General features: G+C 42.8%; 21 protein-coding genes. 15 read left to right on the forward strand and 6 right to left on the reverse strand.

Annotated features, from left to right (window positions below; translation table 11 throughout):
• Positions 1-6: 6 nt before the first annotated feature.
• From gspE to gspN, 10 genes are all read left to right on the forward strand, one after another.
• Positions 7-1,554, forward strand: coding sequence for a type II secretion system ATPase GspE (gspE, locus tag AB4140_RS07485; RefSeq protein WP_372000425.1), 1,548 nt, complete (start codon positions 7-9; stop codon positions 1,552-1,554).
• Positions 1,555-1,557: 3 nt separating this feature from the next.
• A complete protein-coding gene (gene gspF / locus AB4140_RS07490) occupies positions 1,558-2,781 on the forward strand; it encodes a type II secretion system inner membrane protein GspF (RefSeq protein WP_102436027.1) in 1,224 nt (407 codons plus the stop codon).
• Between the two features lie 63 nt (positions 2,782-2,844).
• A complete protein-coding gene (gspG, locus tag AB4140_RS07495; protein ID WP_102436029.1) occupies positions 2,845-3,294 on the forward strand; it encodes a type II secretion system major pseudopilin GspG in 450 nt (149 codons plus the stop codon).
• 22 nt (positions 3,295-3,316) lie between these two features.
• Positions 3,317-3,892, forward strand: coding sequence for a type II secretion system minor pseudopilin GspH (gspH, locus tag AB4140_RS07500; protein ID WP_102476459.1), 576 nt, complete (start codon positions 3,317-3,319; stop codon positions 3,890-3,892).
• Positions 3,879-4,247 (forward strand): type II secretion system minor pseudopilin GspI, encoded by a 369-nt coding sequence (gene gspI / locus AB4140_RS07505; RefSeq protein ID WP_076541330.1) that lies wholly within the window; start codon positions 3,879-3,881, stop codon positions 4,245-4,247. The genes gspH and gspI overlap by 14 nt, the downstream gene beginning before the upstream one ends.
• Complete coding sequence (gene gspJ, locus AB4140_RS07510) at positions 4,228-4,971, forward strand: type II secretion system minor pseudopilin GspJ (RefSeq protein ID WP_372000402.1); 744 nt, start codon at positions 4,228-4,230, stop codon at positions 4,969-4,971. Before gspI ends, gspJ begins: the two co-directional genes overlap by 20 nt.
• Positions 4,971-5,972, forward strand: coding sequence for a type II secretion system minor pseudopilin GspK (gene gspK, locus AB4140_RS07515; RefSeq protein WP_102436065.1), 1,002 nt, complete (start codon positions 4,971-4,973; stop codon positions 5,970-5,972). The genes gspJ and gspK overlap by 1 nt, the downstream gene beginning before the upstream one ends.
• Positions 5,973-6,050: 78 nt before the next feature.
• Positions 6,051-7,253 carry a type II secretion system protein GspL gene (gspL, locus tag AB4140_RS07520; protein ID WP_102436067.1) on the forward strand — a complete coding sequence of 401 codons (1,203 nt, stop codon included), beginning with the start codon at positions 6,051-6,053 and terminating at the stop codon, positions 7,251-7,253.
• Between the two features lies 1 nt (position 7,254).
• Positions 7,255-7,731 carry a type II secretion system protein M gene (locus AB4140_RS07525; RefSeq protein ID WP_102436035.1) on the forward strand — a complete coding sequence of 159 codons (477 nt, stop codon included), beginning with the start codon at positions 7,255-7,257 and terminating at the stop codon, positions 7,729-7,731.
• A gap of 12 nt (positions 7,732-7,743) precedes the next feature.
• Positions 7,744-8,505, forward strand: coding sequence for a type II secretion system protein N (gene gspN, locus AB4140_RS07530; RefSeq protein WP_372000404.1), 762 nt, complete (start codon positions 7,744-7,746; stop codon positions 8,503-8,505).
• Between the two features lie 90 nt (positions 8,506-8,595).
• On the opposite strand, the gene yrfG is transcribed toward gspN, so the two are convergent.
• Positions 8,596-9,270: a GMP/IMP nucleotidase gene (gene yrfG, locus AB4140_RS07535; protein WP_102436039.1), complete on the reverse strand. Its 675-nt coding sequence runs from the start codon at positions 9,268-9,270 to the stop codon at positions 8,596-8,598.
• 79 nt (positions 9,271-9,349) lie between these two features.
• Here yrfG and nudE point away from each other — a divergent pair, with 79 nt between their 5' ends.
• From nudE to AB4140_RS07550, 3 genes are all read left to right on the forward strand, one after another.
• Positions 9,350-9,898 (forward strand): ADP compounds hydrolase NudE, encoded by a 549-nt coding sequence (gene nudE / locus AB4140_RS07540; protein ID WP_102436041.1) that lies wholly within the window; start codon positions 9,350-9,352, stop codon positions 9,896-9,898.
• Between the two features lie 168 nt (positions 9,899-10,066).
• Entirely contained in the window at positions 10,067-10,876 is an 810-nt protein-coding gene (gene cysQ / locus AB4140_RS07545; RefSeq protein ID WP_372000407.1) for a 3'(2'),5'-bisphosphate nucleotidase CysQ, read from the forward strand.
• Positions 10,877-11,170: 294 nt separating this feature from the next.
• Entirely contained in the window at positions 11,171-13,042 is a 1,872-nt protein-coding gene (locus AB4140_RS07550) for an MFS transporter (RefSeq protein WP_372000409.1), read from the forward strand.
• 122 nt (positions 13,043-13,164) lie between these two features.
• Here AB4140_RS07550 and mnmH read toward each other — a convergent pair whose 3' ends face one another.
• The 3 genes from mnmH to AB4140_RS07565 all read right to left on the reverse strand — a co-directional run bounded on the left by mnmH (position 13,165) and on the right by AB4140_RS07565 (position 16,521).
• Positions 13,165-14,268 carry a tRNA 2-selenouridine(34) synthase MnmH gene (mnmH, locus tag AB4140_RS07555; protein ID WP_102476455.1) on the reverse strand — a complete coding sequence of 368 codons (1,104 nt, stop codon included), beginning with the start codon at positions 14,266-14,268 and terminating at the stop codon, positions 13,165-13,167.
• A gap of 10 nt (positions 14,269-14,278) precedes the next feature.
• Positions 14,279-15,322, reverse strand: a complete 1,044-nt coding sequence (gene selD / locus AB4140_RS07560) for a selenide, water dikinase SelD (RefSeq protein WP_303412815.1) — start codon at positions 15,320-15,322, stop codon at positions 14,279-14,281.
• 95 nt (positions 15,323-15,417) lie between these two features.
• Positions 15,418-16,521 carry a fatty acid desaturase gene (locus AB4140_RS07565; protein WP_102436051.1) on the reverse strand — a complete coding sequence of 368 codons (1,104 nt, stop codon included), beginning with the start codon at positions 16,519-16,521 and terminating at the stop codon, positions 15,418-15,420.
• 144 nt (positions 16,522-16,665) lie between these two features.
• Between AB4140_RS07565 and fabR the strand changes: the two genes are divergently transcribed.
• Complete coding sequence (gene fabR, locus AB4140_RS07570; protein ID WP_076541308.1) at positions 16,666-17,280, forward strand: HTH-type transcriptional repressor FabR; 615 nt, start codon at positions 16,666-16,668, stop codon at positions 17,278-17,280.
• A gap of 87 nt (positions 17,281-17,367) precedes the next feature.
• On the opposite strand, the gene trmA is transcribed toward fabR, so the two are convergent.
• Positions 17,368-18,465: a tRNA (uridine(54)-C5)-methyltransferase TrmA gene (gene trmA, locus AB4140_RS07575; RefSeq protein ID WP_372000412.1), complete on the reverse strand. Its 1,098-nt coding sequence runs from the start codon at positions 18,463-18,465 to the stop codon at positions 17,368-17,370.
• 142 nt (positions 18,466-18,607) lie between these two features.
• Here trmA and murI point away from each other — a divergent pair, with 142 nt between their 5' ends.
• Positions 18,608-19,408: a glutamate racemase gene (murI, locus tag AB4140_RS07580; RefSeq protein ID WP_372000414.1), complete on the forward strand. Its 801-nt coding sequence runs from the start codon at positions 18,608-18,610 to the stop codon at positions 19,406-19,408.
• A gap of 10 nt (positions 19,409-19,418) precedes the next feature.
• On the opposite strand, the gene AB4140_RS07585 is transcribed toward murI, so the two are convergent.
• Complete coding sequence (locus AB4140_RS07585; RefSeq protein ID WP_102436057.1) at positions 19,419-19,877, reverse strand: RNA-binding protein; 459 nt, start codon at positions 19,875-19,877, stop codon at positions 19,419-19,421.
• Between the last annotated feature and the right edge of the window lie 247 nt (positions 19,878-20,124).

Here is a 20,124-nt window from a genome sequence, read left to right on the forward strand (position 1 = left end):
GCAGCAATGACTGAACAATTGGCACAGGTGTCTACCGATTTAGGCTTAGAAGCCGAAGAGCTTAATGATGAGGTGTTTCACTCCAACAGTCGTGAACGCCTGCCATTTGCTTTTTCTCATCGCTTTAATTTGGCATTGGCCAAAGAAGCCGATGCCCTAAAGCTTTACTACACCAGTAATACCCCACTTGATGCCATGCTTGAAGTGCGCCGTTATGCCGGTGAAGATCTGGTGTTAGTCAAGCTGCCGGTAGAAGACTTTGAAGCGAAATTAACCCACACATTCCAGGCTAATTCATCAGAAGCCCAGCAGCTGATGGAAGACATTGGTAATGAAATGGATTTATTTACCCTCGCCGAAGAACTGCCACAAACCGAAGATTTGCTCGAAGGTGATGATGACGCGCCAATCATTAAATTGATCAACGCCTTGTTATCAGAAGCCATTAAAGAAGAAGCCTCTGATATCCATATCGAAACCTACGAAAAGCAATTAATCGTCCGTTTCCGTATTGATGGGGTTTTGAAAGAAGTTTTAAAACCTAACCGTAAACTGTCTTCATTGTTGGTTTCACGTATTAAGGTGATGGCGCGTTTAGATATCGCAGAAAAACGTGTGCCGCAAGATGGTCGTATTTCATTACGTATTGCCGGCCGCGCAGTTGATGTGCGTGTCTCTACCATGCCATCAAGCCATGGCGAGCGAGTGGTATTACGACTACTGGATAAAAATACCGGCAACCTAGATTTAAAATTATTGGGTATGACCCTGTCTATCCAAGATGAATTTGAAGCGTTAATTCGTAAACCGCACGGTATTATTTTGGTTACCGGCCCAACAGGTTCAGGTAAAAGTACCACCCTGTATGCGGGGTTAACTGAGATTAACTCCAAAGACACCAACATTTTAACCGTTGAAGATCCGATTGAATATGAACTGGAAGGCATTGGCCAAACTCAAGTGAATATGAAAGCGGATATGACCTTCGCCCGTGGTTTGCGGGCGATATTACGTCAAGATCCTGATGTGGTCATGATTGGTGAAATCCGAGATTTAGAAACCGCACAAATTGCAGTGCAAGCTTCACTAACCGGTCACATGGTTATTTCGACCTTGCATACCAACACGGCATCGGGCGCGATTACTCGTCTGCAAGATATGGGTGTTGAGCCTTTCTTGGTGTCTTCAAGCTTACTGGGTGTATTAGCCCAGCGACTTATTCGTACCTTGTGTAACGAATGTAAGGTCGAGCATGAGCCAGATGAGCGTGAGCGCGAATTATTAGGCATAACGGTCAATGATACCCGAGTGATTTATCGCGCTAAAGGCTGTAAAGCCTGTGGTCATAATGGTTATCGAGGTCGTACCGGTATCCATGAATTACTCACTGTTGATGACAACGTTCGTGAATTAATTCACGGTGGCCGCGGTGAGTTAGCCATTGAAAAGTATGTCCGTCAAACGATTCCAAGTATCCGTCATGATGGCATGAGCAAAGTACTGAAAGGGGTTACCACCCTTGAAGAAGTATTGCGCGTGACCCGCGAGGAGTAATCAATGGCAGCGTTTGAATATAAAGCCCTTGATAGCAATGGTAAACAGCAAAAAGGGGTGATAGAGGCTGATACGGCTCGTCATGCACGTAGTCAGCTACGTGAACAGCGCTTAATGCCCTTAGAGCTAGAACCGGTTGCTGAAAAAGAAGCCAAGGCCAAAAGCGGTGGGCTTAAGTTTTTCAAACGTGGTATCTCGGTTGCAGAGCTTGCTTTAATTACCCGTCAAATCGCCACTTTAGTTGCTGCAGGTTTACCCATTGAGGAATCACTCAAAGCGGTAGGCCAGCAATGTGAAAAAGATCGTCTTGCCAGTTTGGTCATGGCGGTGCGCTCGCGGGTTGTTGAAGGGTATAGCTTGGCTGATTCTTTAGCCGAATTCCCCCACGTATTTGATGATTTGTACCGCGCTATGGTGGCATCAGGTGAAAAGTCTGGTCATTTAGAAGTGGTACTAAACCGCTTAGCCGATTACACCGAACGTCGCCAGCAACTGAAATCTAAACTAACTCAGGCAATGATTTACCCTATGGTATTAACCATTGTTGCCATTGGGGTAATTGCCGTATTACTGGCAGCAGTGGTACCTAAGGTGGTTGGTCAGTTTGAACATATGGGCCAAGAGCTACCCGGTTCAACTCAGTTTTTGATCCTCGCCTCTGATTTTGTGCAAAATTATGGGGTATTTGTGCTTGTGGCACTGATTGGTTTGTTTGCACTACTAAAGCAGCTGCTAAAAAAACCAAACTTTAGAATGCAATATGACACCTGGTTACTCAAAGCACCGGTTATTGGCAAAGTCAGTAAAGGCCTGAATACCGCCCGTTTTGCGAGAACCTTAAGTATCTTGTCAGCAAGTTCTGTACCTTTGCTTGAGGGCATGCGTATTGCCAGTGAAGTGCTGCAAAACGTCAAAGTGCGCGCAGCAGTGGATGATGCTACAGCAAGAGTGCGTGAAGGTACCAGCCTGGGCGCGGCGCTAACTAATACCAAACTTTTTCCGGCTATGATGCTCTATATGATTGCATCAGGCGAAAAAAGTGGTCAGCTGGAGCAAATGCTAGAACGTGCTGCAGATAACCAAGACAGAGAATTTGAATCTAATGTGAATATTGCCTTAGGGGTATTTGAACCCATGCTCGTGGTCAGTATGGCCTCGGTGGTGTTATTTATCGTGATGGCAATTTTACAGCCTATTTTAGAATTGAATAACTTGATCAGCGCTTAAGTATCCAAGTTATTTACTATTTATTGTTAGCGCACCGAGTGTGCGCGTCGGAGGAAGTTGTTAATGCAAACTAATCGAAATCAAACCCGTGGTAAACAAGCTGGTTTTACCTTACTTGAAGTCATGGTCGTGATTGTTATTTTAGGTATTTTGGCCTCTATGGTGGTACCTAACTTAATGGGTAACAAAGATAAAGCTGATATCCAAAAAGCCGTTTCTGACATTGTAGCGTTAGAAAACACCCTCGATATGTACCGCCTAGATAACAGTGTGTATCCAACAACGGAGCAAGGCTTAGATGCGTTAGTGCAAAAGCCAACCTCGTCACCTGAGCCACGTAATTACCGACCAGACGGTTACATTAAGCGTTTACCACAGGATCCTTGGCGCAACGATTACTACCTATTAAGTCCTGGCGAAAATGGCCGTATTGATATTTTCAGTGCCGGTCCTGATGGCCAAGTGGGAACTGAAGATGATATCGGCAACTGGAATCTGCAAAACTTCCAGTAAGCACGAAGTCTAATAGCAGATGATGATATCTAAACGCCAATCGGGGTTCACCCTCTTAGAAGTATTGCTGGTTGCCTTATTGATGGGGTTAGCTGCGGCTGCCGTCACGATGACAACCAGTACTTCAGGGCCTGAGCAAGCGTTAAAAAAAACGGCCCGTCAGTTTATTGCGACCACTGAATTAGTGATTGAAGAAACCATTTTAAGCGGTCAATTCTTAGGTATCGTCGTCGAAGAAGATGAATATCAATTTGTCTATTACGATGAAAAAAAATGGCACCCTATAACCCAAGATCGTCAACTGGCCCCAAGGCAAATGGACCCGGGTGTGAGTTTGAGTCTACTGCTTGATGGCTTGCCATTAGTTCAAGAAGATGAAGATGATGAATCTTGGTTTGATGAGCCATTAATTGAAGCCTCAAAAGAAGATAAAAAGAAAAATCCCGAGCCGCAAATCTTACTGTTTCCCAGTGGTGAAATGTCGACGTTTGAGTTGAGTTTTTTGACCGATGACGACCAAGGTAAAGAGATTGAAGTGCTAGTGGTGGGTGATGCATTAGGGCGTTTAGCCATAGGAAGCTTTGATGAAATACAGTAAAGGTATGACCTTACTTGAAGTCATAGTGGCCTTGGCGGTGTTTTCTATTGCTGCGGTTGCTGTCACCAAAAGCATTGGCGATCAAATGGCCAACCTGCCGATTTTAGAAGAGCGAACCTTAGCCCAATGGGTTGCTAGCAATCAAATGGTTGAGGTTAGATTAACGCAGCCTTTTCCTGAGCTGGGCACTAAAAATGGTCAGGTAGAGTTAGCCGATAAAGATTGGTATTGGCGTCAGGAAGTGATTAAAACCACCGACGACAATTTCAGAATGATCAGAGTATTAGTCAGTGATGATGACAGATTTAATCGCACCGTCGCACAAGTGAGTAGCTATGTTCACAATGAAGGCTAAGCGCTCAAGACACAGCGACAATCATCGCCAAGCAGGCTTTACTTTGCTGGAAATGATGATTGCTATTGGTATTTTTGCCATGATCGGGCTGGCATCGAACTCGGTACTGTCAACCGTGATGAAAAACGATGAAGCCACCAAAGAATTTTCAATCCGTTTGAAAGCCTTACAGCAAGGTTTTGGCATTATCGAACGTGATTTAGGCCAGATGGTAGCCCGAACACAACGTGGCCTAGACGGCGAGCGTACCACCACTGTGTTTCAAACGGGCGATAACATGCTGGACTCAGAAACCGAAGCGCTGGTGTTTTTCCGTTTAGGTTGGCTCAACCCTGATGGCATGTTGCCAAGGGGTAGTTTGCAATCGGTGTCATATGTGGTGCAAGAAGGCCGCTTAGAGCGTTGGTACTATCCTTACCCTGAGCCAGAAATTGGTGCAGAGCCATTAAAAAGTTTGATCATTAAAGATGTTATCTCCATCGAGTATTCGTTTTTTGTCGGTGATAAATGGGAGCGTAAAGTTGATGCTTCACAACTGCCACTTGGCATCGCGATGAAATTAGAAATTGAAGGCTTAGGTATCATTGAGCGTCGTTTTCTACTGCCTAAAGGTGGCGGTGATGCCGCAGCCAGTAACGGCGACAATAACGATGATAATGGTAGTAACGATAATACTGATAACGACAATGATACTGATGGCTCTAGCACGGGTGAAGACGGATGATGAAATATCAGTCGCCGGGGTTGCGTAAACAGCGCGGAGTCGCGTTATTAGTGGTGTTACTGGTGGTCGCTTTAGTGGTGATTATTGCGACCAATATTACCAGCCGTAATCAGTTATCCATGCGCCGTACCTTGAATTTAGCCCAGTATGATCAAGCCTATTGGTATGCTATTTCGGCAGAAGAATTAGGTAAAAAGATTTTAAAGCAAGATATGGAAGATGCTGACGGCACCGTACATTTACAGCAATATTGGGCTTTAGCTGATGTGATTTTTCCGGCTGAATACGGCGAAATTGGCGGTGAGATTAAAGATATGCGTTCTTGTTTTAATCTTAACGCTTTATCAGTTAAGTCAACAGAAGTTGAAAATGGCCAACCTAAATTATCATTAGCCGCGACTCAGTATATGTCACTGTTGGTTGCCCTAGGTATGGATGAATTTGGCGCCGAGCGGCTGACCCATACTTTGATTGATTATATTGACGAAGATACGGTAGCAATGCCCTATGGCGCTGAAGATGCCGATTATGAGTCTCGTAATACGCCGTATCGAGCAGCGAATACCTTGATGAATCATCGCAGTGAGCTGCGGGCGGTATTAGGATATAACCAGCAAGTGTATTTAACCTTGTTGCCTTATATTTGCGCGATACCAGGTAATAACCAACAATTGCTTAATGTGAATACCCTAGAGGTTGAACAAGCAGCATTGTTAGTGGGTATGCTAGAAAACAAGATTAGCCAAAGCGATGCGGAAAGTTTAATTAACCAACGACCTGCAGATGGCTTCGAAACCGCAGCAGAGTTTTGGGAAAATAATTCCTTAGCGAGTTTAGCCACTGAAAGTAATATGAAATCGAGCATAGTGGTCGATAGTAATTACTTCTTATTAAAAGCGGGCGCTAAAGTGGATAATGCGATGTTTAGAATGGATAGCGTTTTGCGTCGCAGTAATAACAAGTTTGATGTGATCAGTCGTCAATACGGTGATCAGCAATAATGAATATGGGTAACAATCCGCTTCAATTAACCTTGGCTAGTTTGGCCTGTGGCAGTTTGAAGCTTGTGGAGAATGACAGTGTCTGAACGGCTTTTTATCCGATTAGGGAAAACATCAACAAGTCCTTGTTCGTGGCTGGTATGGTCAGAACAAGAGCAAGAAATTATTGCTTCAGGTGAGTTAAGTGATGCAGCGAGCTTAACCAGTTTGACTGAGCGCGCGGGCAATCGTCCGGTGGATGTGTTGGTGCCAGCGGCCAGTATGACATTGACTCAAATTGCATTGCCTGAAAAAAATCAGCGCCAAGCGTTAAAGGCACTCCCTTTCATGCTAGAAGAAACCATCGCCTCTGATGTTGAAACCATGCACTTTGTGGTTGGCCCCCGTGATGGTGAGCAGCTAAATGTCGCCGCAGTGGCCCATGAGCAAATGCAAAACTGGTTATCTTGGCTGCTTGATGCTGGCATTAAAGTAAAGAGTATTGTCCCTGATTGTTTAGCCTTACCGTTGGATCAATGTAGCTGGGCTGCGCTGGATATGGGTGATGAATTGTTACTGCGTACCGGTGAAGGTAGTGGTGTGAGCTTGCCAAAAACATGGTTAGATTTCGCCTTACCTGAGCTGCTATCGCGTCGAAGTGATGCCGATTCTGCGCTAAAAATTGCCGCCTATAGCGAAGACTTAGTGTTTACCAATGCTGAGGTGGAAGCGAAACCATTAGATATTCCGATGATGGTATTGGCAAAGGGTATTTTACAGGCACCGATTAATTTATTAAGCGGTGTGTATCAGCCAAAGCGTGAATACAGCAAGCATCTGATGCTATGGAAAAATGCGGCTATTGTAGCGGTTATTGCTATCGTACTTGGGCTAGTGAATAAAGGCTTAACCATTCATCAGTTGAATCAACAAACCGCTGAAATAAAACAGCAAAGTGAAGCGATATTTAAGCGTGTTAGTCCAGGGGTAAACCGGATTGTTAATATTCGCTCGCAGCTGGACTCACAATTGCGCAGTCTTAAAGGTCAAGGTGGCGGTGCTGCTTTCTTTGACATGCTTGATGGCCTGAAAGAGTCATTTCAAAAAGTGCCCGATTTAAAACCGAACTCAATTCGTTTTGATGCAAGTCGTAATGAACTGCGCATGCAAGTGACGGCAAAAAGTTATGATCACGTGGATAAATTCAAGCAACTGGTTGAAGCGCGTTATGAGTTTGATATGGGTGCCATCAATAGCGGTGACAATGAAGTGAATACCACAATTACCTTGAAGGGCAAATAATATGGAAAATTTGCAAATTTGGTGGCGTGGACTCGCGCAACGTGAACAGCAATTAGTCGGCAGTTGCGCAGTGTTTGTGGTTATTGGAATTTTGTATTGGGGCATTTGGAGCCCGATTGCAACTGCGGCAGACAATGCTGAAAAAGATCATCAAGCAGCCAAGCAAACCTTAAATTATGTTAAACAATCGGCGAATAAAATTGCCGGTTTAAAACAACAAGGTTCTGGGCCAAGAGCATCAGGCAGCTTAAGTTCGATTGTGAACCAATTAGCTGGCCAATATGATTTAGACATTACCCGTATGCAGCCACAGGGCAATAAAATCCAATTATGGATGGACGATGTGCCATTTGACAGCTTACTTGATTACTTGCATGAACTGGTTGAAGAAAAAGGCTTAACCCTAGAAAGTGTTGATGTATCAGAGTCTGACTTGGCAGGTTATGTCAAAGTGCGCCGTATTCAGTTATCTAAGTAAGTAGGTATAGTAGTGAGTTTGATTAAGAAAATTATTTTAGGTGTTTTTGTTTACCTGATCTTTTTGGTGGTATTTATCCCAGCAAATTGGCTAGTGGGGATTGCGCCATTACCCAATAATATCAAGGTAAGCGGTGTTAGTGGTACATTGTGGCAAGGCTCTGCTGATTTGGTGTCGATTGATCGCCGTTTGATTGAACAGGTGTCATGGGATTTAAGTCCTTGGGCATTATTTATTGGTCAGCTTAATGTTGATTTACAGATTGGTAGCCGGGCAACGCCAGTCAGTGGTCAGGGTGATATTAGCTGGTCTTTAGCGGGTGTCTCCGCTGAGAACCTGCGTTTTGAAGCGCCGAATAAATTTTTATTAGGCAATGCCAAATTACCCTTTAGAACCATGGTTGATGGTGATGTCAGTTTAATTGTTGAAAGCCTTAAGCAAGGTACGCCTTGGTGTGAGCAGTTAACCGGTAAGCTATTTTTAAATGCTATTGATGTTAAAAATCAGTTTGGTCAATATCCTTTAGGGGATATCGCCCTAGGGTTAAGCTGCATTGATGGCCAAGTGCAATTGATGACTGATGACTCAATGAACAAAATGGGGATTCAAGGTAGCGCCACTTTAGGTGAAAATAATCGTATTGTGGTTAGTGCTAAGATCAAACCGACCCATGAGCAGCCACAAGATTTAACCCAAGCTTTAAGCTTTTTGGGTAAACAAGATAGCCAAGGCTATTACCCTGTTAATTATCAGGGCACGATTCCAGGGTTGTAGTAACGACTGCTTCATCAGAAATTTGAAAGGCAGCTGAATCACATCAGCTGCCTTTTTTATTGGCTATAAATTATTAGCTACCATAGGCACTTAGCCTTTAACTGCAGCTAATAAGTCTTGATGTAAGAGTTGGTAATCATCAATGGCAGGAAAATCGATGAAATCCTTATTGGGCTTTTGACTGTCAGGATTGCTAATACCTAATTGAAAGCCAACACCCGCCAAACGTGATGCTTCAAGAATATTTTCATTGTCATCAACAAACAAACAGCGGCTTGGATCTAAGTCATATTTCGCGAATGCTTGCTTCCAAAATTCAGGGTGCTCTTTAGGATAACCCGTTTCATGGCTCGACATCATTCCATCTAGGCCTCTTGCCAGTTCAGTATGTTCTAATTTAAGTTCTAGGCTTTTAGGATGGGCATTGGTTAACAGGATTCTTTGTTTACCTGCCGTAGCGAGCGCCTCTAAAAAGGGCATGCTGTCTTGGCGCATTTGAATTCGCTCAACCAGTGAATAATGCAGGGTGAGAATATCTATGTCTAATTGTTGCTGCCAAAAATCAATGCAATACCAGTCTAGGGTGCCAACAACCTTATGGTAAGACTGCTCGACTAGCGCCTGCGCTTGGGCTAAGGAAATTTGCTTTTGTGTACTAAGCTGTTGAGGTACCAAAGTTAACCAAAAATGGTTATCAAAATGCAAATCCAGCAAGGTGCCGTCCATATCGAGCAAAACTGTGTCTATCTTATGCCAAGGAAACATGTAAATTCCGGTTGTAGAATATAGCTAGGGTAGTAAGATTGTAACTGGTCTTACTAAATTCGTCATATACGAGGTTTTAATGACATCACGGCATAAAAAGCCCGAAATTCTTCATCGCGAAATTGTCGCCAAAAGTCGACTGTTTCAGATAGAACAGCTGCACCTAAAATTTTCTAATGGCATTGAGCGTCAATATGAACGAATGAGTGGTGGCAGCCGCGGTGCGGTCATGATTGTGCCTGTGCATCAAGGTCAATTTTTGTTGGCTAAAGAATATGCCGCAGGCACTGATAATTATGAGTTGGGTTTTCCTAAAGGCTTGATTGATCCTGGCGAAGAGGCTGTTGAAGCCGCGAATCGTGAGTTACAAGAAGAAATCGGTTTTGCCAGTCGTAAGCTGACCTTATTGAAAGAATTAAGCTTAGCGCCAGGTTATTTTGCCAGTAAGATGCAAATTTTCATTGCTGAAGATTTATATGAAAGCAGCCTAGAAGGTGATGAGCCTGAACCTATTGAAGTTATCCCGTGGGCGCTTGGTGAATGGCAAGCGTTACTGGATAACACTGATTTTTCAGAATCGAGAAGTGTGAGTGCATTATTTTTAGCCCAACAACATTTACAAGGTTAATCTTGCTACTGTGTTAGCGGCTAAATTTAGCCAATTGAGATGTTGTAAGCGTTATTACTGACTGATGATTAAAATATTTCAGCTTACTCATCTAATTTAACTACAAATAAATCGTAAATTAGTCTAACTTGACACTATTCAGAGTATTATTTGGCGATTGGAGTCGTTATGAAGCCAGAAGAAGTAATTGAACAAGTCATCAGTATTGCCACCGAGGCGGGTCAAAAAATCCGCGATATTTATTTGAAAGGTGATTTTGATCGCGAAATAAAATCTGATAATACTCCTGTCACCTCAGCGGATCTGGCTGCAAATGAAATTATTTGTACTGAACTTGCTAAATTAACGCCTGATATTCCAATCTTAAGTGAAGAAGCTGCCGATATACCTTTTAATGAGCGTAGCGAGTGGCCACGTTATTGGTTAGTGGATCCATTAGATGGCACTGGTGAATTTATTGCTGGTAGTGGTGACTTTTCAGTGATTATTGCACTCGTTGAGCATAATCGCCCTGTGATGGGGATAGTGTATGTGCCGATGACAAACGTGTGTTACTACGCGATTGCAGGTTTAGGAGCCTACAAACGTGATGCTAACAATGAAGTGCGTATTAGCAGTAAACCACTTACTGATATTAATGAATCAGGTTTACGTCTTGCGGTAAGTCGTCGTCAAGACCCACAATCAGTATTAAAGTTACTCAGTCATCCTAGCAGTTGCGAATTAGTGGTGTTAGGCGGCGCAGCATTAAAGAGTTGTTTAGTGGCCGAAGGCCGAGCTGACTGTTACGTGCGTTTAGGGCCAACTGGCGAGTGGGATACTGGCGCTGCGCAAATTATTCTAGAAGAAGCCGGTGGCGCGTTAATGGATATTAACCTGCAGCCGCTAACTTACAATGAACGTGAAACCCTTGAAAATCCTAATTTTATTGTTGTAGGTAGCCCGAGTTTACCCTGGGACGATATACTGACTAACTAGTATTGCCAACATGACTTATTTAAGCCCTCTAGTAGAGGGCTTTTTTGTGACTGGCATTTATAAAATACTCATGCTGTCTATAAATTAATGGGTTATGAACATTGTTTTAATTTTGTTTGCTGTTAGTTTGTTGTTCAAAGCATTATTGATAATAACGGCTTAAGGGCAAATGCAATGCGTGAAGGAGAGGGGGTGTTCACTCAGAGCCTCATTCATGGCTTAAATTACTTACCAAAATTGTTATCTATTTATATTCAAGGCTATACCTCAGGAATGGCAAAATAAGGATGTTTCATGGTATTAACCAAACGTTTTCTCCCTTACTTCATCACTCAGTGCCTTGGGGCATTAAACGATAATATCTATAAAAATGTGCTGCTATTACTGGTGACTTACAGCCAGGTAGATGCACTACCGATTAGCGTCAATATGTTTGTTAATTTAGCTGCCGGAGTGTTTATTTTACCGTTTTTCTTATTTTCAGCCCATGCAGGTGTCGTGGCTGACAATATGGACAAAGCGCGACTGATAAGACGACTTAAATTACTGGAGCTTATCATCATGTCTTGCGCGGCTTTTGCCATATTGTCGCAAAGCTATTTGCTGATGTTGGTGCTGCTATTTCTTACTGGCAGTCAATCGGCTTACTTTGGCCCAGTTAAGTATTCCTTATTGCCACAAACGCTTAAAGAAGATGAGTTAGTTACTGGTAATGCTTGGGTTGAAATGGGCACCTTTATCTCGATCCTTGCTGGCACCTTGTCTGCAGGTTTGTTAGTGGCAAGTGAGCATAGTTTACTTGGCGCTGCGGTGACTGTGGTGACGTTATCTATTGCTGGTTACTTATCAAGCCGGGCTATTCCTGCATTACCGCCACAAGGCACAATCAGTAAAATTCGTTTTACCCCTTTTACGGGAACATGGCGCAGTATTGCCAAAGTAAGGCAAACCCCAAGTATCTGGATGGCTATTCTCGCCATTAGCTGGTTTTGGTTTTTGGGCGCCACTTATTTAACCCAGTTCCCAAACTTTGCTAAATTACACCTGTATGCCGATGCGACCGTGGTGTCGTTATTGTTGGCATTATTTTCCATTGGTATCGCCATAGGCTCGTGGGTATGTGAGCGGATTTCCTATGGTCATGTGGAGTTAGGCGTGTTGCCGTTTGGGGTTTTAGGCTTAACGGTATTTGGGGTTGATTTAATTTTTGCTATTCCGCCAGCGCCATTAGATAGCAGTTTCGTATATAGCTTTAGTCGCTTCATCACTGATCCGCAGCATTATCGGCTGATGGCTGATTTGCTGTTTATTGGCTTAAGTGGTGGATTATTCATTGTGCCCTTGTATGCCTTTATTCAATCTAGGGCTGCACCAGGGGAGTGTGCCCAAGCTATTGCGGCAAACAATATTATTAATGCCTTATTCATGGTGATGGCGGCAATACTATCTATGTTGTTACTTGGCGTTTTAGAGTGGAGTATTCCGCAATTATTTTTACTCCTTGCTGGGTTGAACACTGCGGTGGCGTTATATGTGTATGCTCAGGTACCTGAGTTTGCTCAGCGCTTTATCAGTTACTTGTTGAGCCACTTGATGTACCGCGTCAGTGTTAATGGGCGTCTCAATATTCCGGCGCAGGGAGCTGGGGTGATTGTCTGTAATCATGTTAGCTATGTTGATGCCTTAATTATTATGGGTGCATCCACCCGTCCTATTCGTTTTGTGATGGATAAATCCATCAGTGAAATTCCGCTATTAAAATATCTCTTTCGCCATGCTGGAGTTATTCCTATTTGCTCACCTAAAAAGTGTGAAACCACCTACAAGCAAGCATTTGAGCTAATCCATGAAGCCCTTGGTAATGAGGAGCTAGTGTGTATTTTCCCTGAAGGACGTTTATCTGTTGATGGTGAAATTGCTGAGTTTAGACCCGGTATCGAAGCGATTTTAGCGAGAGATCCCGTCACAGTAATCCCGATGTCATTACAAGGCTTATGGGGCTCATACTTTAGCCATAAAGGCGGCCATGCACTGACAACACTGCCGAAGCGTTTTTGGTCTAGGGTGACTGTGAATATTGATGCAGCGGTCGATGGGGTCTCACTGGGTCGCCATGGGCTACAAGCTAAGGTCACTGAGTTATTTGATAGCACAACTACTCGTTAAATGAGAGCGCTAATGGTCGTTAAGTGATGGAGCTAAAACACGAGTATAAGTGGTTGCTCTATCTTTGCTATGTGACACTCATAACAGCAACCGTTCGTTGTTATGAGTGCAGAGTGTGTGAATTATCCTGCTAGCTGATCTAAATATTGCTGGATCGCAATTTTATCACCACTAAATATTACCCTTTGCTGACGTTTGCTCATTTGGTATTGATACATAGGGTCGTAATAGCGCTCTAATAGTATTGAAATCCAATCAAAATGTTCATTAGCATCGTTTATTGAAAACTGTCGATTTATGGCGCTTTCAATAATGGCACTGAGCTGTTGGTGTTGCTTGCCACCTAAGCGTTTTTTGATGCTATTAATGCTGCTAAGCAGGTATTGGCTAAACTGTTCTTTTCCATGTTCTGCGCCATATTTATTGATAAAGGCGGCTGACTTATCAATAACATAGTCTTTATGTATTCTGTTTATACGATTCGCCAAGCTTTCTTCTAATACAATCATCTCACTGGCTTGCATCGCTTGGTAAAAAGCTTTGGGTATGGCTGAGCGCCCGATTAAGAAGCTTTCGTCTTCTAACAATATTTTATGTTGTGGCAATTGCTGATGTTGTAGTAGCTGTGTCGCCAGCTGATTTTCGAAATTAATTTGAGTTGGTTGGGGCTCAAGGTTCTTACCAAAGCTTGAGCCGCGATGATTGGCAATGGCTTCTAAGTCAATGGACTCTGGTCGCAGTTGTAAGAGCTCGGTCTTGCCGCTGCCGGTGCTGCCGCTTAAAATGACTAAGGGCTGCAAAGTCGCCGCGGTATCAATGATATCAATTAAATATTGGCGCATGGCTTTATAGCCACCTTCAATATAAGGGATATCGATGCCGGCCTCTTTCAGCCATTGCTGTGACAACTTTGAACGTAAGCCACCACGAAAACAATATAGGTAGCTGTTGGGGTGCTTAGCGATAAACTGCTGCCAGCTTTCAATGCGCTGCTGTTTGGTTTTGCCATTAACCAATTGATGACCTAATTCGATAGCCGCCTGTTGTCCTTGCTCTTTATAGCAAGTACCAACCTTGGTACGTTCACTGTCATTCATCAGCGGGAAATTGGCCGAATGCTCGAAGGCGCCTTTACTAAATTCGATGGGGGCGCGCACATCAATGAGCGCACGCTGCTGAAGGAAAAGACGTTGATACTCGGTTTTAGCAATGATGTTAGCAAGCATTTGTTACTCTCTATGTCAGTGTAATTAATGCGCTATTGGTATTTGAAGCGCTCAATTCACCAATGCAAATAGGGGCAATATTTTGCGCCTCAAGTAAAGCAACCAGTTGTTGTTCTGCGTCAGCGCTTACCGCAATCAACAAGCCGCCACTGGTTTGCGGATCGCACAGAATCGCTTTTTGTTGCTCGCTCATTTTAGGTAAGTATTGCTGATAACTGTCGAAGTTGCGTTGGGTTCCGCCTGGGGTGCAACCTAAGTTTAAGTAGTGCAGCGCTCGGTCTAATAATGGGATGTTATTAAATACTAAATTCGCAGTGACATCGCCACCTTGGCAAACTTCAATCAAATGACCTGCCAAGCCAAAACCCGTGACGTCTGTCAGTGCATTTACTCCAGCGATTGCCGCAATATCTTGGCCGGCCTTGTTTAGCTGACACATGGCATCAATGGCAATCATACTGTCTTGCTCTGTGAGCTTTTTTTGTTTTTGCGCGGTAGTGAGGATACCGATCCCTATCGGTTTAGTGAGATACAGTTTATCGCCAGCTTTTGCCGTATTATTGCGCTTTAATTGCTCAAGAGGGATTTGTCCGGTTACCGCCAATCCAAAAATCGGCTCAGGTGCATCAATGCTGTGACCGCCAGCTAACATTATTCCCGCATCTGCGCAGGCTTGGCGCCCGCCTTCAATAACCTTTTGAGCCACTTCTGCAGCTAAGATATTCACTGGCCAGCCAAGTATGGCAATAGCCATGATAGGCGTGCCGCCCATGGCATAAATATCGCTGATGGCATTAGTGGCCGCGATACGCCCAAAGGTGAAGGGGTCATCCACAATCGGCATGAAAAAGTCAGTAGTACTGATAATGCCTGTTTCATCATTGAGTTGGTAAACTGCTGCATCGTCACGGGTTTGATTGCCGACTAATAATTTAGGATCGGTAAAAGAGGGTAAAGATGAGGCAAGTATGGTGCTAAGTACCTGCGGGGAAATTTTACAGCCACAGCCGGCGCCGTGGCTATATTCAGTAAGTTTAACTGACGATTCAGACATTAATGGGTAACCCTTAAAAAGGAAGATTATCCATCATAAACACAAACGGCTACCTTGCAAGGTAGCCGTTTACTTTTAATGGGTTAAAACAGACTTTAATAAGCAGCAGTGAGGTTATTCCAGTTTTTCTTTTGGGCTAACAAACGTGCTTTTAATTCTTCGACCTGCAATTTTAATTGCTGGTTGCTCAGTTGTTTACGTTTGGCATCTAGCAGTACCTTTTTCGCTTGATAATAATCCACTAGATGTTGCTTCATAAGATCATATTCGGCTTGGAAATTAGCGATTATTTCATCACAATTTGGTAAATGTGCGACCTTATTTTGCGCTCTTAATAATTGCATTTGAAGTTTGGCACTTTCGATTCGCTCTTGCGGTACTACTCGTAAATCAGTGGCTAAACCACACCATTGCATTGACTTAATTAGCCATTTTGTTGGGTCGTAATGCCACCACTTAATACCATTACGGTAGTCATTTTCAAAAATGTGATGAAAGTTATGATAACCCTCACCATAGGTCAGTAAGGCAATCATGCCATTATCTTTAGCCGTATTTTTATTGGTATATGGCTGACTGCCCCAGACATGGGCTAATGAATTAATAAAGAAAGTACAGTGATGTACGACCACTAAACGTAATAGTCCTGCCATCAGCACCATTGAAATAATATCGCCATTGAGCCAGCCTAAAAATGCCGGTAGTGCGATATTCATCAATACCACTAGGGTAAGATAATGTTTATGCTGCCACATAACGATGGCATCTTTTTGTAAGTCACGGACGTTATTATAATCATGATAACGACTGGCTTGGTATTCACGTAGCATCCAACCAATATGACTATACCAAAAGCCCATTTTGGCTGAATAAGGATCTTTGTCGTTATTATCAACGTGCTTATGATGGATGCGATGATCTGATGACCAATGCAGTGCACTATTTTGTAATGCTAATGCACCGCCAAGGGCAAATAAGAATCGCATTGCAGGATGCGCTTTATAAGCTTTGTGAGACCATAATCTATGGTAACCGGCGGTAATTGAAAGGCCGCTAGCAAAGGCAAGTACCACAAAAGCAATCCACTCAATAGCTTCAAAGCCATGTGTAAAGCCACGCCACGGCACTAAAGTCAGCGCGCCAAGTAGTGTTAGCGCAAATAAAGCAGTATTTAACCAAATAATCGGTGGTTTTTTCATTAAGATAATCCATGATTCTTATTGAGCGTACAGTTGTAAGCTAATTTAGCTCACCAACTTTATTCGGTCAAGTATCTCGGGGCTGTGTTTTTAGCTTAAAAGCGGTATTATCTGTGCAATAACATTTACTAAATGGATCTTTACATGGGTGTAAGAGCATTACAGAAAGAAAAAACCCGTCGTGCATTGGTAGATGCCGCTTTTAATCAATTAAGCGCTGAACGTAGTTTCTCCAGTTTAAGCTTGCGAGAAGTGGCAAGGGAAGCGGGCATAGCACCAACCTCTTTTTATCGTCATTTCAAAGACATGAATGAACTTGGTTTAACCATGGTTGATGAAGGTGGACTTACACTTCGACAAATGATGCGTAAAGGTCGCCAGCGCGCAGAAGCGGGTGGCAGTGTCATTCGCATCTCGGTTGACACGTTTGTGGAAGTATTAGAATCAAATCCCAATGTTTTTCGAATTCTATTACATGAGCGCTCAGGAACGTCAGCGGCTTTTCGTGCCGCTGTAGCAAGAGAAATAGAACACTTTATTTCAGAGTTGTCTCATTACACAGAGGCGACTGCTGGAAGAACGCCGATGCTAGCCAGAGTACAAGCAGAAGCTTTAGTTACCCTAGTGTTTAACGCTGGGGCATCAGCTTTAGATATGAAACGAGCTGACAGAAAAGTATTAGCCGATCACTTAGTGCTGCAATTGCGCATGGTGGCAAAAGGCGCAGAAGCGCTGCAACATAAAGTTGATACTAAATAGCATCAGTGAATTAATAGTAAAACTTGCGCAATAAAAAAGCCGTTATGGATAATTCATCCCATAACGGCTTTTTAATATGTGTTGAACCTACTTACGTTCTAGTAGTACACCTGATTCCATATGGTGGGTATATGGGAATTGATCAAATAAAGCGAAACGGGTGATCTTATGGGTGCTTCCCAGTACCTCAAGGTTTGCTTTTAGGGTTTCTGGGTTACATGAAATATATAAAATGCGGTCGTAGTTTTGCATTAATGCCAAGGTGTCATCGTCAATACCCGCTCGTGGTGGGTCAACGAAAATGGTATTGCAATCGTAGCTATCTAAGTCAATACCTTCTAAACGTCTAAAGGTGCGTTTTTTCGCCATCGCATCACTAAAGTCTTCAGCAGACATACGAATGATTTGCACATTATCGACTTTGTTGATGGCAATATTATACTGCGCAGCATCAACAGATGGCTTAGCTAATTCTGTTGCTAGTACGCGGTCAAAGTTTTGCGCTAAAGCGATAGTGAAATTACCATTACCGCAATAAAGCTCTAATAAGTCACCCGTGCTGTCTTTAGTTGCAGAAATCGCCCATTCAAGCATTTTGACTGACACTTTTGCATTTGGCTGAGTAAAGCTATTTTCAATTTGTTTATAATGTAATACCTGACCGGCTACATCGAGAGTCTCAACCACAAAGTCTTTATCTAAATCGATTTTAAGTTTGCGTGCTCGTCCAATGATATTGACGTTAAACTTTTCAGCTAAACGCGCCTTCATTTGGGTCGCTTGTTCTATCCAAGTGTCACCTAATTGGCGGTGATAAAGTAACGACACTAAGATCTCACCGCTAAGCGTGGTTAAAAAGTCCACTTGAAACAGTTTAAAGCGTAAATCATGATTAGGACGTAGCTCTTCCATTAATGCAGTCATCATTTCATTGATTAAAGTCCCTGCAGGCAGATATTGCTCACAGCGCACTTTTTCATCTAAGACTTTATCAAACATGTAATAGAATAAGTCATCGCCATCGTGCCATACTCGAAACTCGGCGCGCATACGGTAATGGGCTGGTTCTGAGGTAAAAACTTCTAAACTAGGCGGCGTAAAATCGGCAAAGTCCTGTTCAAGCTTGATACGCTTCTCTGCTAGTTGCGCATCATAGTTTTTAGGATCCATTGCAGCTAAATTCATTTTGTTCCACCATAGGCTGTAAATTAAGGGCGCAAATATTATACTACACAACGCTGATGTCCAGCGGATTGACTTAATCTTAATGGATTAAGTGGTTAATTTTATCTATACAGCTTTTATCACCCGCATTATGGAGAAGAGATTGTCAGGTCCAATACTTATTTTTGATTCTGGTATCGGCGGTTTATCCGTTTTAGAACACATTCAAACAAAAATGCCTGCTAAAGATATCTTCTATTTATTTGATAATGCGCGGCTACCTTATGGGGATCTAGCAGAACAAGCATTAATTGAAGGTTGTGTAGCACTGATTATCAAGCAAGTGGCATGCATTAATGCTTCCATTGTGGTCGTTGCCTGCAATACTGCCAGCACCCTAGTGTTACCGCATTTACGAAGACGACTAACCATACCTGTGGTGGGCGTAGTGCCAGCAATTAAACCTGCAGCGCAATTGACTAAGACAAAACACTTTGCCTTACTCGCCACACCAGGGACAGTTGAAAGAGCTTATACTAAAGAGTTGATTCGTGAGTTTGCTGGTGGCTGCGAAGTGACTTTGATTGGTTCATCTGAGCTAGTGCTTATTGCCGAAGAGAAAGCCAAAAGAAACCCTATAAACTTAGACACCATAAAGCCTATCTTGGCAGCGATTAATGGCACTAATATAGATACCTTAGTTTTAGGTTGTACTCACTTTCCATTATTACGCCAAGAAATTACTGAATGTATTAGCCATCCCGTCACGCTATTAGATTCCGGCGAAGCCATTGCAATAAGAGTGGCGTCATTATTAGAAACAATAAACAGGTCAGCTAAAGGTAAAACGAACAAAGTAGGCAGGTTAACAGCGGGATTTACAAAGAAGATAGATAAAGGCTTAGCATTAACATTAGCTGACTACGGTTTTAAGCAACTAGAGTGCATTTCCGTAGGCAGCTAATAGAAGGGGTTTAGTCTTCTTTATTTGACTCAGATGGATCTGACTCTTGTGATTTAGCTTCACGCACCTTTAGTGTGCGTTCTTGGAAACTGTAATCGTTTAACTTGTTCATTGCTTTCTTGGCGCCAGTTTCAGACATTTCAACAAAACCAAATCCCTTACGGCGACCTGTTTTTCTATCTCTAACTAAACGTACTGAATTAACTGGTCCATATTCGCCGAATAAAGCTTTCACTTCACCTTCATGAACACGGTAAGGCAAGTTACCAACATAAAGTGTCATTGTTGGGCCAACATAAGGCTTATTTGAATCAGTTGCAGTTGAAGACGGAACAAAAGTGAATATAAGACTCGCTAACATAACACCAGCGATGAAAGACACGACTAATTGAACATTGGTAGAAAGAGCATAAATAACGATTGCACCTATAAGGGCAATAATTAGGGTAATAACAAATGACTTTTGCATATGATTGTCTCTAATAAAAATGAAAAATGATAAATAACTGTTAAAAACATTGCTATGGTAATGAATTATTGAAGCTTTCACCATACTCTGATGAAAATATGACCTCAAAACACGATAAAAACCATATTACTGATAGTTACTGTAGGACAAAAGTGTTCTTTAAATACCCATAATAGTTAAAAATAAAACGATCTGTTCAAAAGCTATTCGCTTAAACGGTTTTTATATAAAAAGCCCTTGCACCAAT

This window comes from Shewanella sp. 10N.286.51.B2, from assembly GCF_041469265.1.
Taxonomy (GTDB): Bacteria; Pseudomonadota; Gammaproteobacteria; order Enterobacterales; family Shewanellaceae; genus Shewanella.